Source organism: Tenacibaculum aquaeponti (assembly GCF_057221555.1).
In genome coordinates, this window is the sequence record NZ_CM170147.1 from 3,280,074 (window position 1) to 3,295,367 (window position 15,294).

13 protein-coding genes are annotated in these 15,294 nt (G+C 28.6%); 6 read left to right on the forward strand and 7 right to left on the reverse strand.

Translation table 11 applies throughout. The features are described 5' to 3' along the window. The first annotated feature begins 16 nt into the window (after positions 1-16). The 6 genes from AC2TEO_RS14980 to AC2TEO_RS15005 all read left to right on the forward strand — a co-directional run bounded on the left by AC2TEO_RS14980 (position 17) and on the right by AC2TEO_RS15005 (position 7,736). A complete protein-coding gene (locus AC2TEO_RS14980) occupies positions 17-1,651 on the forward strand; it encodes an amidase family protein (protein WP_442265585.1) in 1,635 nt (544 codons plus the stop codon). A gap of 48 nt (positions 1,652-1,699) precedes the next feature. Continuing rightward, entirely contained in the window at positions 1,700-3,055 is a 1,356-nt protein-coding gene (gene rimO / locus AC2TEO_RS14985) for a 30S ribosomal protein S12 methylthiotransferase RimO (RefSeq protein WP_442265586.1), read from the forward strand. A gap of 72 nt (positions 3,056-3,127) precedes the next feature. Next, positions 3,128-3,796, forward strand: a complete 669-nt coding sequence (locus tag AC2TEO_RS14990) for a DUF4386 domain-containing protein (RefSeq protein WP_442265587.1) — start codon at positions 3,128-3,130, stop codon at positions 3,794-3,796. 125 nt (positions 3,797-3,921) lie between these two features. Further along, entirely contained in the window at positions 3,922-4,656 is a 735-nt protein-coding gene (locus AC2TEO_RS14995) for a Dph6-related ATP pyrophosphatase (RefSeq protein ID WP_442265588.1), read from the forward strand. 153 nt (positions 4,657-4,809) lie between these two features. Continuing rightward, positions 4,810-7,035 (forward strand): hypothetical protein, encoded by a 2,226-nt coding sequence (locus AC2TEO_RS15000; protein ID WP_442265589.1) that lies wholly within the window; start codon positions 4,810-4,812, stop codon positions 7,033-7,035. 179 nt (positions 7,036-7,214) lie between these two features. Continuing rightward, positions 7,215-7,736 (forward strand): hypothetical protein, encoded by a 522-nt coding sequence (locus tag AC2TEO_RS15005; RefSeq protein ID WP_442265590.1) that lies wholly within the window; start codon positions 7,215-7,217, stop codon positions 7,734-7,736. 74 nt (positions 7,737-7,810) lie between these two features. On the opposite strand, the gene AC2TEO_RS15010 is transcribed toward AC2TEO_RS15005, so the two are convergent. The 7 genes from AC2TEO_RS15010 to AC2TEO_RS15040 all read right to left on the reverse strand — a co-directional run bounded on the left by AC2TEO_RS15010 (position 7,811) and on the right by AC2TEO_RS15040 (position 15,255). Continuing rightward, on the reverse strand, positions 7,811-8,380 hold the full coding sequence (locus tag AC2TEO_RS15010; RefSeq protein WP_442265591.1) for a PAS domain-containing protein: 570 nt from the start codon (positions 8,378-8,380) through the stop codon (positions 7,811-7,813). A gap of 48 nt (positions 8,381-8,428) precedes the next feature. After that, positions 8,429-10,903: a M14 family metallopeptidase gene (locus tag AC2TEO_RS15015; RefSeq protein ID WP_442265592.1), complete on the reverse strand. Its 2,475-nt coding sequence runs from the start codon at positions 10,901-10,903 to the stop codon at positions 8,429-8,431. Positions 10,904-10,950: 47 nt separating this feature from the next. Next, positions 10,951-11,715 (reverse strand): TIGR02757 family protein, encoded by a 765-nt coding sequence (locus AC2TEO_RS15020; RefSeq protein ID WP_442265593.1) that lies wholly within the window; start codon positions 11,713-11,715, stop codon positions 10,951-10,953. An 8-nt stretch (positions 11,716-11,723) separates the two neighbouring features. Then, complete coding sequence (locus AC2TEO_RS15025) at positions 11,724-12,275, reverse strand: CPBP family intramembrane glutamic endopeptidase (protein ID WP_442265594.1); 552 nt, start codon at positions 12,273-12,275, stop codon at positions 11,724-11,726. Positions 12,276-12,327: 52 nt separating this feature from the next. Continuing rightward, positions 12,328-13,812 carry a S10 family peptidase gene (locus AC2TEO_RS15030; RefSeq protein ID WP_442265595.1) on the reverse strand — a complete coding sequence of 495 codons (1,485 nt, stop codon included), beginning with the start codon at positions 13,810-13,812 and terminating at the stop codon, positions 12,328-12,330. Between the two features lie 15 nt (positions 13,813-13,827). Continuing rightward, positions 13,828-14,541: a DUF3667 domain-containing protein gene (locus AC2TEO_RS15035; protein ID WP_442265596.1), complete on the reverse strand. Its 714-nt coding sequence runs from the start codon at positions 14,539-14,541 to the stop codon at positions 13,828-13,830. Positions 14,542-14,613: 72 nt separating this feature from the next. Continuing rightward, positions 14,614-15,255: an MIP/aquaporin family protein gene (locus tag AC2TEO_RS15040; protein WP_442265597.1), complete on the reverse strand. Its 642-nt coding sequence runs from the start codon at positions 15,253-15,255 to the stop codon at positions 14,614-14,616. Positions 15,256-15,294: the final 39 nt, after the last annotated feature.

Consider the following 15,294-nt stretch of genomic DNA (forward strand, 5'->3'; position numbering starts at 1 on the left):
ATTTAAAAACCACTTCGTGAAAAATATAATAACACTACTCGCTATATTAGTTTTAATAGGATGTAAAAAGGAAGAAGAGAAGGAGATTCAATACTTTACAAATTATGATGAAACTGCTGAATTAAAAGCACAGCAAGAACATGAGAACCCAAGAATGAAGTTTAAACTGCTACGATCTAAATTTTTGGATATGAATGAAGTTTTTAAACCTTTTCAAAAAGATTTAAAGCAATTTTCAGAAGAAAATTATAAAAGTTTAAAGCCATTAATTATCGAACAATCTATTCCTTCAATTCAGCAATCAATAAAAGATGGGAAGTTAACATATGAAAATCTTACACTATTTTATTTGTATAGAATTAGAAAGTTTGAAAGTGATTCCACAAAATACTTAAATGCAATTATTAGTTTAAATCCTAAAGTAATTGAGGAAGCGAAACAAAAAGATAAAGAATTAAAAGATCAAAATATTTCTAATGAATCGGTATTCGGAATGCCTATTCTATTAAAAGACAATATTAACACAGAAAATTTACCTACAACAGCAGGAGCTTTAGCTTTAAAGGATAATAAAACAAGTGATGCTTTTATTACAAAACAATTAAAAGCAAATGGAGCTTTAATTTTAGGAAAAGTAAATCTAAGCGAATGGGCATACTATTTTTGTACTGGTTGTCCGTTAGGATATAGTGCGATTGGAGGCCAGACTTTAAATCCTTATGGAAGAAAAATATTTGAAACAGGAGGTTCAAGTTCTGGAAGTGGTGTCGCAACTGCTGTAAATTATGCCGTAGCTACTATAGGAACAGAAACAGCAGGATCAATAACTTCACCTTCAAGTCAGAATTCAGTTGTAGGACTAAAACCAACAATCGGTTTGCTAAGTCGTTCAGGAATAATTCCAATTTCTAGTACACTAGATACACCTGGTCCAATGACAAAAAATGTAATAGATAATTATATTCTTTTGAAAGCTTTATTAGGGAAAGATACATCAGACGAAAAATCGTTTGAATTAACTGAAAACGAGAAGCAGTTTAAAAAGCAAAGTTTAGAAGGGAAAAAGTTAGGAGTTTTCAAAGCATTATTAAATGATTCTATTTACAAGAAAACAATAGATAAGGTAAAATCAGCAGGAGCTACAATTGTTGAAATATCACCAGAACAAAGAAGTTTGCAAGGTTTCCTAACCTTATTAAATATTGATATGAAACATGATTTATCTAAGTATTTAGGTGATAAGAAAGTTTCAGAAAAAACAGTAAAAGATCTTGTCATATTTAATGAGCAAGATTCAATTTTGAGAGCGCCTTACGGTCAGCAATTGTTTGAAGGAATAGTAAACGATTCAACAACTACTCAAGAATTTGAGAAAGTAAAATTAAATTTGAAAGAGGCAGGAGTTTCTTTTTATCAAGTGTTCGAAGAAGAAAAATTAGATGCAATCCTTTCTATTAATAATTTTCATTCAGCATATTCAGCTGTAGCCGAATATCCTAATTTAACAATCCCGATGGGATATAAAGAAACAGGTGAGCCTATTAATTTAACTTTCATTGGGTTACCAAAAACAGAATTTAAATTGTTATCATTAGGAATGGCTTTTGAAAAATTATCGAAAGCTAGAAAATTACCTAAAGACTATGAGTGATTTATGACGAATAAATCATAATTTTGCACACCTTAAATTTTTAGATAGATGCGTACTAAATCTACAAAACAAAATAAGATCAATGTGGTAACCTTAGGTTGTTCTAAAAACGTTTACGATAGTGAAGTGTTAATGGGGCAGTTAAAAGCTAATGGTAAAAATGTTGTACATGAAGATCCAGAAGATGATGGAAATATTGTAGTTATTAATACTTGTGGTTTTATCGGTAAAGCCAAAGAAGAGAGTGTAGATACAATTTTACATTATGCGCAAAAAAAAGAAAGAGGTGAAGTAGATAAAGTTTTTGTTTCTGGTTGTTTAAGTGAACGTTATAAACCAGATTTAGAAAAAGAGATCACTAATGTAGATCAGTATTTTGGTACACACGATTTGCCAAATCTTTTAAAAGTATTAGAAGCAGATTACAAACACGAGTTAATTGGTGAGCGTTTAACAACAACACCAAAGCATTATGCATATTTAAAAATCGCAGAAGGTTGTGATCGTCCATGTTCATTTTGTGCAATTCCATTAATGCGAGGAAAACATAAATCTACACCAATTGAAGATCTAGTGATTGAAGCTACAAAGTTAGCTGCAAATGGAATTAAGGAAATTATGTTAATTGCTCAAGATTTAACCTATTATGGTTTAGATATCTATAAGAAAAGAGCTTTAGCAGATTTATTAAGAGAGCTAGTAAAAGTTGATGGAATTGAATGGATTCGTTTGCATTATGCATTCCCAACAGGGTTTCCAATGGACGTATTAGAAGTAATGAAAACAGAGCCTAAAGTTTGTAATTACTTAGATATTCCATTACAACATATTAATACAGAGATTTTAAAATCGATGAAACGTGGAACAACTCACGAAAAAACAACAAGCTTAATTCATAAGTTTAGAGAGTTTGTTCCAGATATGGCAATTCGTACGACATTAATTGTTGGATATCCTGGAGAAACAGAAGAGCAATTCCAAGAGTTAAAAGATTGGGTTGAAGAAATGCGTTTCGAGCGTTTAGGTGCTTTTGAATATTCTCACGAAGAAAATACTGGAGCTTATGTTTTAGAAGACGATGTTCCTGCAGATGTAAAATTCCGTAGAGTAAATGAAATCATGGAAGTTCAAAGTCAGATTTCTTGGGAGTTGAATCAAGAGAAAATAGGAAAGACTTTCCGTTGTTTATTCGATAGAAAAGATGGAGAGTATTATTACGGAAGAACAGAGTTTGATTCGCCAGATGTTGATAATGATGTTATTGTTGATGCAACAGAACATTATATTAAATTAGGAGAGTTTATTGATGTTGAAATTTATGATGCTGGAGATTTTGATTTATATGGAAAACCAACAGTAAAACAAGAACGTCCTGTTCCTTTAAATCAAAAAAGAAATAAGTAGTTAAATCTCATTCATATTGTAACAGTTTGATTTATAGTTCGTCTTCTGATTAATTAATCAAATGAACAAACTATGAAATCTAATCAAAAAACTGCAAGAATTGTAGGTGTTTTATTCCTTTTTATTTTTTTTGCAGGAGTAACTGTTTATCAAGTTTTGCAAGCACCATTATTATCTGATGATATTTTAAAAGAAACTGCTACTCATCAAAATCAACTAATAAGTTCTACTTTGTTAAATATGCTAAGTGGAATTTTATCTATTAGTATTGCAGTATTATTATTTCCAGTTTTTAAAACATATAGCACCAATTTAGCTAGACTTTATTTTGCATTTACTTTGTTAAACTTTATAGCAATTGTTATTGATAATGGAAGTGTGTTTTCATTATTAGAACTTAGTAAAGTTTCTAGTGATATTAAGAATATTGATACCTTAAATGCTCTTCAAAAAGTATTCTCTGAGAAACACTGGTGGACACATTATTTTTCATTATTAACTTCTTGTTTTCCAGTTTTTGTATTATACTATACCTTATTTATTGCTAAATTAGTACCAAAATTGATTTCATTAGTCGGAATAATAGCATCAATACTGATGTTTATTGAAATGTTGTCTTCTATTTTCGGTCACGGTATAAGTATGAGTCTAATGTTACCAATGGCGTTTATTCAATTATTATTACCAATTTGGTTACTTATCAAAGGATTTAAAGAAAATATTATCATTAACAATCATTAAATTTTATTTGGAATATGTTGTTCAATAATAACTTGAAGGAATTATATTTTAATTAAAAAAGAAACACTACAGGAAAAAATTATATAAAAGGATCACACTTGTTGTGTTCTTTTTATTTTTACATCATGAAAAAAGCATTTTTTAATTGGAGCTCAGGTAAAGATTCTGCATTCGCATTGTATAAAGTATTACAAGATAAAGAATACGATATTAAGAAATTATTGACAAATGTTAATGAAGAGTATCGTAGAATCTCTATGCATGGATTAAGAGAAGAATTACTTGATGAGCAAGTTAAAGCTATCGGCTTTCCTTCAGAGAAATTATATTTTCCTGCTCAAGTAACTATGGAAATGTATAATCAAAAGATGAAAGAAACTTTAACTTCTTTTAAAGATGAACATTTAGATTATGCGATTTTTGGTGATATTTTTTTAGAGGATTTAAAAAAATATAGAGATCAAAAGTTAGCAGAAGTTGGTTTAAAAGGAGTGTATCCATTATGGAAAAGAGATACTAAAGAATTGCTTAAAGAATTTTTACAATTAGGATTTAAAACTATTACAGTTTGTGTAAATGCCAAGTTGTTAGGAAAAGAGTTTGTTGGACGTATTATAGATGAAGATTTTATTAATGAATTGCCTGACAATATAGATCCATGTGGTGAAAATGGTGAATTTCATACTTTTTGTTTTGATGGTCCTATTTTTAAAAATCCTGTAAGATTTGAAATAGGAGAGAAAGTACTAAAATCATATACACTTAATGAAGATGATGATCAAAGTTGTCACACAGATACTTCAGAAGATATAAAAGAATATGATACAAGTTTTTGGTATTGTGATTTAACCCCAGTTTAATACTCTATTATAATATAAAAATCTCCTTTTTTTTAAAGTGTAAATCCGTTGTTTTTTTGAGGTAAAAAACTGATAAATAGTAGTTTTTATCATTGAGTTGGCTTCTTTGCTGTGTTTTAGATTGCAGAGGTAAATTATAAACCTTTTGAAATCATGTCAACCAAAGAAAAAAACACTACGATTCATTTTAAGTCAAGTGAAAAAACGAAATCACTTGAATTAATTGCTTATTTATTTGATAGAAATAAGAAGTTAGTTGAAAAAGTAATCATAAAAGATGATAAGGCTAAGTTTAAAACTAAATTTGATAGAAGGGATAATTCATCAATTTTAGTATTACCAAATGATGAAGCAATTTCAAACGAGACTGATTTTGCTGTGTTAGCGAGTAAACACAAAGCTTATCGACCAAAAGTTAGAATAAATAGAAACAATGAGTTAGAAGCACTAGCCATTCCTGATAAATTAACTGCATTTTGGTTTAGAAAAAAATGTAGAGTTCTTGGAAATGTATCTAAAGTTTTTAATATCAATAATTTTAAAGATAGAAAAGGCTTATGTAATGTTAGAGTTCATATTTGCGAAGTAGATAGGATAGAATGGTTACTACCAAAAGTACCAGATGATATCATTATTAAAATTCCAGATTTAATATTGTATCCTGAAATACCAATGCCTATTCCAACTATAAAAGAAATTCCTGAAATACCAAGGCCATTTCCATTACCAAATTTAAACTTCGATTTTAACTTTTTTGAGGGTACTAAAAGACCTGAGTTAAATTTAAAGTTCCCAAAAGAAAATAAATTAATTTTATCCAAGGCTACTCAACCAATTATTGAAAATGAAAAAGTTTTAAACTTACTACAAAGTAAAAATCCAAAATTAATAAGAGAGGCAATTTTAAATAACTTCTCTTTATTTCATCCTGTGATTTGTTTAGTTCCTTGGTTGTGGCATTATTTTTATAAGTGTGATCACTTAACTACTGTATATACTGATAATAATGGAGATTTTGATACTGAAATTTCTTATGCAATATTTGGAGATCATCCCGATTTATATTTCTGGGTAGAAGCATTTATAGATGATCAGTGGGTAACAGTATATAAGCCATGGTTATCATGTAATACATATTGGAATTATAAATGTGGTACAGAGGTAAATATAAATGTAACAGATGAAAGAGTTCGTTGGGAGTGTTCTAACGATTTAGATGGTGAATTAATTTGGATTAAAACAATTAATTGGGGAACTAGTGTTACTCACATAGAACAAAGAGATGTGGATGGAGTTCCAATTCAAGGTAAAATTTTAAAAAGACAAGGATTAACAGATAAGCATGAAACAAAAGGGAATTTTAGAAGGCCTTTTGGAAAGAATTTATCTTTTATAGTACAATTTAGTAAAGACTTACCTAGTAATAAATACATCTATTACAGATGGTCGTTTAAGAAAGTTAAAAATGCTGATTTATCCGACGTTGTAAGTACATATAAAAGCTTAGATAATTTAGTTAGAAAATCATATTCATATACTTTTAGAGATAGCAACGGACATTTACATTTTAATTACAATAGTGTTAAGCTAGGTCCTTTTGATGTTGCTTCAGAAAGAAATTTATATTTAATTCCAACGAGTTCACCGCAAGATGCACCATTTAACGCTTCAGAACAAGACGCAGATTGGGATAGAAATACAAGAACTATAGCTTTTGATTCTTCTTTAGAAGGAGATGGTTTATATGAGTTTATATTAGAACTTTTTGATAAAAACGGTAACAAAGTAACTAATATACCGAATCAATTATTTCAAGTTCCAGATTTTGATACGTTTACACCTTCAATAAATGCGCCAGCAATAAATCTAGTTAATAATATAGGAACGAATACTTGTAGTGCATTTAAAATGGTCATGAGAATTGATAATAGTTCTACTCAAGCAGATATTTATAAAATAAAAGTTGATGGAGTAGAGGTAAATCCTACTTGTTGTGGTTTTGTACCTTATGAAAATGTAAACTCTAACATTGAAATTAAATTTAGAGCATATCATCCTCACAATTTTGCTGATTTAAGTTTTGTGGTTCAAAAAGGAACATGTAGTGATTCTGTTCAAACAAGAAAAACGAATGCAAGAGGAATGGTTATTGGAAATGCAATAACAACAACTAGTCCAAATTATATTAGAAATGAATTTAGTGAATACACAAAAACATTTAAACCTGCAGATTTATTGGGTATTTGTGCTAGTGAAGAGAAAGCAGCTTTTGCACAACGATTATATGTTAATGCTTTGGCAACTAACGGAGATCATGAAATAGATGCTTATGATTCTTCTAAATTAGTAGCTTTTGCATTAGATAAAAAAAAGAGTTAGAGTTAATAAGATTATATTGTTTGTATTAATAACAACCTTGAGAATTAAAAATATTCTTGAGGTTGTTTTTTTAGTGAGGATATTATTAGTTAGTTTTACTAAAGTCAAATTTGTTATGATTAGAAAAATATTATTAGTATCGCTATCATTTATTAGCTTTCAAAAAGAAATAATTTAAAATGAAGAAGTTTTTTATCTTAAGTACTTTAGTTTGTTGTTTTTCAAATTGTTCTTTTTTTGAACATAAAAAAATTATAATTACAAAAGAATATATTATAAATGAAAATTGGATAAACGATCACAATGGTATTTTTATTGAGAGAATGAAAGTGAAACAGGACAGTATAATTAATATTTTAGATGTAAATTTTGATGGAGCAGATATTAATAGTATGAATATAGTAAACAAATTGGAAAAAGATAGTTTGTTTTTCTATAGTTATAACGTAGGCAAAACATATGATTCTTTAATGTCTTTATCCAAATTGTCTGAAAAGAAAATTTATTTCCATAAGCCTAACGAAGGTTTATGGGTTAAAGGTCGTTTTTCTGGAGACACTGTTAAAGTTCTTGGTAGTTTAGGTAATAATAAATGGTACAAGTTTTCTAATTTAAAACCAAGAACTAAGTTTTTTGTATTTATTTATGTAGATACTACAGGTCAAGTTCATCGATTTGATCAAGACTTATCAAATTATTAAAATATATTTTGGTATATCTAAAAATTCTTTTATAGAATTTCAAGGTTTTTTTATGTATTGTGATAACTTAAAAACTAAGCTATTTGCTTTTCTAAAGCTAAAAAATGAGTTACTTCATTTTTGTCTTTTAATGGGAAAATATGAAGCTCACATTTATATTCTGTTTTATCTTTTTTATGATTTATGATAACTTCTTTAAAAGGATTACCTAATTGAAGTTTTTGTCTAATCCTTTCTCTAACTTCAGCGGATGTTGATCGTCCTTGTAAAAAACTAGGAGTTTTTCTAACTGCATAATTTTTTGGATAGCCAGTCATTTTAGAGAAACCATCGTTAACCCAAAGAATATTTCTATCGATATCCGTTAAGATTAAAGCTTCAAAAGAGTTTTTAGTTAAAATACTTTCTATGTTACTTTCCCAAGAAAAACTACTAGCTATATTTTTTAAAGAAAAAATATCTTTTTGAAGAGAAGAACTTTTAAGTAAAGAATGATAGTTTTGTATATGTAAGTCGAAACTAAGCATATTTATTCTAGCTTTATTTTTATCAACTAAAAGAGGTTTAATTTCTTCGTACTTACTTTTAGATAATGAATTTAAATAAATATCTAAACTCTTCATTTTTGTTATACCATTTCTCATTTTTCTAGTTTGAAAGTTAAAAATAACTAAAACTTTTTTGTTTTTAATTTAATTAACCATAAATATGGCATTAGCAAAGAAAAGTTTTCCATTATCCCAAAAACCTCTAAATAAAGGATTATCAGCTAAATATATTATATTACCTTTTCCAATAGATTCATTTCCGAAGATCAACGAATTCTTTTGCTTCTTTAATGTTTCAGAACCAGCAAACCCAGAAATAACATTATTATTATCAAGTGTAACAACATTAGTTCCTTTTTTTAATAGATCATATGCGTTACTACCTAATTTTAAAGTGAAATATTTTTCATCATACCCGAAGGCTAAAGGATGTGAATTATCTACTTTTGTTTTAAAAATAGCACCTGTTATTAATTTTTTAATTTGCTCTCTTTCTTGATCTTTAAATAAAATTGATTTAACAATTGGTTTTTCTTCATTTTTTTTCTTTTTCTTTTTAAGTTGTTTAGGAGTTAAATTAAAGATTTTACTCTCACTAAAAACTTGGTTAGCACCTCCAATAGCAATTACTTTACCTCCTTGATTTATCCAAGATTTAAGAGCTTTTAACTTAGTCTCATTTAATATACTATTATAATACCCATTAGGTAAGATTAAAGTATTGAATTTCGCTAAAGTTTTAACAGATAAACTACTTGTAGAAATTGAACTGTAATTATAGTTTAAATCTTGCTCTAAAAAATAACGAACTTCTCCATAACTTAATGTAGAAATTCCTCTACCACCTAAAACAGCAATTTTATTATTCTTTATTTCTTTAACACTTGGAGATCCCATATCCACACCATTTTCAGATAGCCCTGTAGAGATATAATTATTCACTTTATTGTGTTTTAAACTAATTTTTAAAATTAGTTGGTCAAAGTTAGGAATATGTTTGTTATCTCTTTTAGTAATAAATAAAGAACCAGGAAGTAGTTCTTTATTGCTGTTTTTCATCACTTTTTCATTAGTTCTTACTCTAATTTTATGTTGTAATAAATCTGATAACAATGTTGCGTCTGAAACATGATTCCAATCAAAAACATACGCATAAACATTATTTTTTAAAGTAGCTTTTTTATTTTCAGAATTGTTAGCAGATGTATTCACTTGTTTTTTACTTGCTATAGCATTTAAACCATAAGCATAAGGTAAAGACCAAGCTGTAATATCGTAAGTTAGTGTATCTTTAATTTTAGTTTTAGGTTCAAATAAAACTTCAATTAATTTTCCTTTAGGTTGATTTGTGTTTACAACCATATGATTTTTGTTAATTTTAGATTGACTATTCTTACCAGTATTATAATCTAAACCAGAAACAGAGTTTTCTGTAGTTTTTCCATAAGAAATTTCATGACGATCTAAAAGTATTTTTAATTGGCTTAATTTATCGGAATTACCTTGTAAAACATATGATTTATATTTGTATGAGTTTGTATTGTAGTAGTTTTTAAATTCAGAATTTAATTTTTTAACATTGTTGTAGGCAACTTCAACAGTTGATAGTCCAGTAGTTGTATGATGTGTAAGTCTATCTTTTAAGGTTAAAATATCTCCTTCAGCAGTTTTTATTCCTAAACCAGCCATTCCATGTCCCGCTTGTTCGTATGTCATACCAATTGCTCCGTTAAAAGTAGGGTAAGTATCACCATAACTTGGGTATAATAAATCAAAACGTTCTTTAGTGAAATACAACCATCCATTTTTATCAAAATGTTTAGCATGATTTTTCCCTAATTCTCCTTGGAAATCACGTTGAAACTTTGTGATAATTTCATGAAAAGGTTCAGCGGCAGGAGCAAAATAATAAGGATTATTAATGTATTGCTCGTGAAAATCAACATGAACATGAGGTAACCATTTATTGTAAACATTTAAACGTTGTTGAGATTCCGTTTGGGTTGCCCAAGCCCAATCTCTATTTAAATCGAATAAATAATGATTTGGCCTACCTTGAATCCAAGGTTCATTATGTTCTATAGCAGAAGGATTAGGGTTTACATTTCTGTTGGATACTTGATTAAACCAATTTACATAACGATCTCTTCCATCTGGATTTAAACAAGGATCTATAATCACAATAGTTTTGTCGAGCCAAGCTTTTTTTTCGGTAAGTAATTTGTAGGCAGTTAACATTGAGGCTTCACTAGATGAAGCTTCATTTCCGTGAACATTGTAACTTAACCAAACTATTGCTTTGTCTTCTAAGGAAGAAGTTTTTTCAATATTAGCATTTGTTAGATGCTGTTTTCTAATACTTTCAATGTTTGTAAGATTATTTTTACTTGATAAGTAGGCAACCTGCAAAATTCTTCTTTCATACGTTTTTCCGTACTTTTCCAAACTTAAATTATTAGAATTTTCTGCTAAATAGTTAAAATAATCTACAACTTGATGATGTCTTGTGAATTGAGACCCTAAAGGATAACCAAGAAATTCTGAAGGAGACTGTATTTTTTGAGAAAATAGCTGTAACGTAGTTATGAATAATATAACTAAAGAAGTTTTTAAACGCATTGAACCTAATATTTGATTGATAGTCAAATGTAAGGAAATAATCTCATCTAAAACTTTTCAAAAACACCCAAACCGAATAAAGCAAAGTCATATTTAACAGGGTCATTAGCGTCAAATTCCCTTAACATTAGGTCTAATTCTTTAATTGCTTTCCAATCATTTTGTTTACGATTTAAAACACCTAGTTTTCTTGCGATATTACCAGTATGAACATCTAAAGGACAATGTAAGTTACTTGCTTTGTGGTTTTTCCAAATACCAAAATCAACCCCTTTTTTATTGTCTCTAACCATCCAACGTAAAAACATGTTAATACGTTTTGCTGCTGAACCTTTTACAGGGTCGGAAATGTGTTTTTGAGTTCTTGGTAAATGAGGGATTTCAAAAAATATTTTTTTAAAGTTATGAATAGCAAATTGATAATTATCTGCTTCTTTTGAAGGGAGTAAAACAGATGCTAGTCCATTATGATTTTCATAAATGTTTTTTAATGAACGAATAAAAAATTTAAAATCTTCAGCATTAAAAGTTCGATGTACAAATCCATCAAAATTATCAAGTTGATCTTCAGAATGATGTAAAACAAAATCATAAGGAGAATTCCCCATTAAATCCATCATACGTTTTGAATTTTTTATAATCATCGTTCTATTTCCCCAAGCAATTATAGAAGAGAGAAAACCCGCAATTTCAATATCTTCTTTTAAAGAAAATGAATGAGGAATTTGAATAGGGTCGCTATCAATAAATTGATTATTCTCGTATAAATCAGCTTTTTCGTCTAAAAATTCTTTAAGCTCCTTTGTAGTCATGTTTTATTTTATGTTGGAAGACCTGCAAAGCTAAGGCAAATAAAGAAACCATTATATGTAGCGTGTAATAAAATACTCCAACCTAAACCAAAGCGTACTCTAAGAAAACCTAAATATCCACCTAAAACTAATTGAGGTGCTACTAAAATAGGAGCAAGAATTAAAACATTGTTAGTAATTGTATAATTTGATAAATGTACTAGTGCAAAAAGAATGGCAAAGCAATAAAAAGCAATTCTAAATAATGCTTTTCCTTTAAATAAGGTTAAAGGAGCTCTAAAAACAACTTCTTCAATTAATGGAGCTAAAATAGCAGCATAAAAAAATACAGCAATTTTGGAATATTGATTAATCATTTCAGCAACTGCATGATTTTCCATGTCTACCAAACCAGAAGCTTCAACTAAACCTAATAAAGGAGTTAATAAACCAATAGAAATAATACTGATCACTAAAGTGTGAAAAAATTTTTTCAATCTATATTTAGGATCAGTATTAGGATCTTGTTCTAAAACTGGATTTCTTAAATAAGAAATTAATTCATTAAAGGTTTCTCGCATAATTTGGTATTTATGAATAAGTAGCCAGAAACCTGAAAAAGTTACAGTTTAATTAATATTTAGCGGCTCCTGTATTTTTAGAACTTTTCAAAATAAAAGCTCTCAAATCATCATTGGCTTTTTCTAAATCTTCTTTTCTTAAATACATCATATGACCACTTCTGTATCCTTTAAAGAACATTCTGTTTTTTAACTTTCCACTAGGGTCTATTTTTCCCATAGTGTATTTAGCTGCACTATATGTAGTTGCACCATCATAATAACCCGATTGCACTAACAATTGTAAGTAAGGGTTTTCTGCCATAGCTTTTCGTAAATTTTCTCTAGCATTATTATTAGAAAAATCCCAAGGATGAACAGAACCAAACATATTGTATTTTACATCTGTTTTAAAATTCAAAACATTTTGTGTGTAATAATTTATAGCAGGAGTAAAGGAGTGTAACCAAGAAACTAATTCAGGACTATAATCTGGTCGTGTTCCGGTTTCAGTTCTGTCTAAACCTAAATACCTACTGTCTAATCTTCCTATAGTTTTTCCAGAAGAATTTCGTAATAATTCTTTCCAGAAGTAAGAAGTAGGAATTTCTAAATTTTGTTGAAGAATTACTCTTTTATCTATTCCAGAATAATAAGCCATTTGTTCTGCAATAGCATTTTTTTCTGTTTCACCAATATAACCGCCTTTCGCTAAAGCAGGAAGAAGTTTATTAATTGCAAAGTTTTCAGATTCTGGAAGAATTTCTAGTAAATCTTTTTGTTGCAGTGCAGGAGGTAATTGTTTATGATACCATGCTGCAGCAGTAAAATACGGGAAGTTTACTGCTAAATTCTCTGAACTTTCAGTACGGATGATTTTATAATCTGCAGGAGAAACCATAATAACTCCGTTCAAGTACATCCATTGTCTGCTTTGTAGTTCATAAGCTAACTGCATTACTCTTGTACCTCCATAGCTTTCACCAATAATATATTTTGGAGCTTTCCATTTATTATTTCTTGTAACAAAAGTATTTAACCAATCCGCTAAATATTTTGCATCAGCGTTTACTCCAAAAAAGTATTTTTTATCAACTTTTTCTCCTTTTTTTACTACTGGTCTAGAATATCCGGTGTTTACTGGGTTTACAAAAACAATATCAGCAACATCTAAAACAGAATACGGATTATCTTTTATTCCATAAGGTTGAATAGGATTACCTTCATCATCTATTTTTAAAACTTTAGGTCCAGTGTAAGCAATATGCATCCAAACAGAAGCCGAACCAGGTCCACCGTTAAAAGACATAATTAAAGGACGTTCCGATTGATTAGACACATCAGTTCGATGATAGTAAGTATAAAATAAAGTAGCTTTTATATTTCCGTTTGCATCAAAAACAGGTTGCGTACCTGTTTGAGCTTTATAGCTAACTTTTTTCCCTTTTATTGTAACAGTATTACTAGTTATTACAGTAGTATCTACAGGAACTCTCATGTCCTGAGCATTTACAAATAGAAATGAGAAAAAGAATAATAATAGAGTGAGTTTTTTCATTTGATATATAGATTTTTAAATAAGGTTGATTAATCCTAATATGACGATTATTGCAAATAAAGTTATGATAAAAAATAATACTGAAGCAAAGGCGGTTATAAATGATCCTATTTTATCATTTTTTTGATGAAATACTCTATAGATGTACCACGTTAAAGCAATAAAAATAAAAGGATTTAAAATTAATGGTATTCTAAAGATTAGAAAACTAATGCTACCAACAATTAAAGTTAAGTGACCTAGTATAAATGAGTTTATAGTAATATGCTCAGCAAAATTGTATCGTCTGAAAAATAGTTTTGTAATTAACGAGAGAGGAATTACGGTAAATACCCAAAAGAATTTAAAATAATTATAAATAAAAGCAGCACCTGTAGAACCTATTTTATAAGGTAAAGTTCCTTTCACAGTATTTGCTTGTTTTTCAGAGACTATTGATGCTGTACTAAAGAAAGATTCTAGAACTAAATAAGCAGTAATAGCAATAATTAAAAAGGAAATAGGGTTAAAAATGTGTTTTCTTTTCCCTTTTAAATATTCTTCAATAGTATGTTTAGGGTTTAAAGTCAGGTTTTTTAAGTTGTATAAAAAACCTTTATCCATGTTAGTAACAGTAGCAACAGTACTTGTAATAGTAGAAACAAAAGTTATTTTAGGAATGTCTCTTTTCTCACCACAATTTGGGCAAAATTTTTCATCATGTTCATAACTACAAGAAATACAAATCATAGAATTTAATATTTCTGATAAAATTACTTAAAAAAAGAACTATGTAATTATAATTCTTTTTAAGTTAAAAAATTAATTTTTGTTATATATGAATTTCCAAATAGACATTGCTGAAACAGCACCTAATATTGGAGCTGATATATAAATCCAAAGCGTTGAAATTTCACCTGAGATTACAGCAGGAGCTAAGCTTCTTGCAGGATTAAATGAGCCACCAGATATAGGACCAGAAAACAAAATAAAACTAATTACTGAACTTCCTATAATAATCCCAGCTATTTTCGAAGATTCTTTTGTTGAAGTGCTCTTTAAAATAGTTAACATTAAAAAGAAAGTTAAAATAAATTCTATAATTATTGATGATAAAGCACCGTTTTGAGGTGTTGTTTGTCCTAATGTTTTAGTTTCAGGGAAAATCAATAGCAATAAAAAACTCGCAGCAAATGCCCCTAATACTTGTGCAGTAATATAACCTAAAATACTGTTTTTTGGAATTTTGTTTCCGATTACTAAAGCTATAGTTACAGCTGGATTTATGTGTGCTCCAGAAATACTTCCAAAGCAATAAATTATTGTTGTTATAACGATACCAAATGTTACTGAAATACCAAGTAACCCTAAACTCTGATTAGTTAAAGAATTAACAATTACTGCTCCTGTTCCACAAAAAACTAAAGCAAAAGTTCCTATAAATTCAGCTAAATAATTTTTCATATTATTAATAATAAAGAGCAACTTAATGTTACTCTTTAT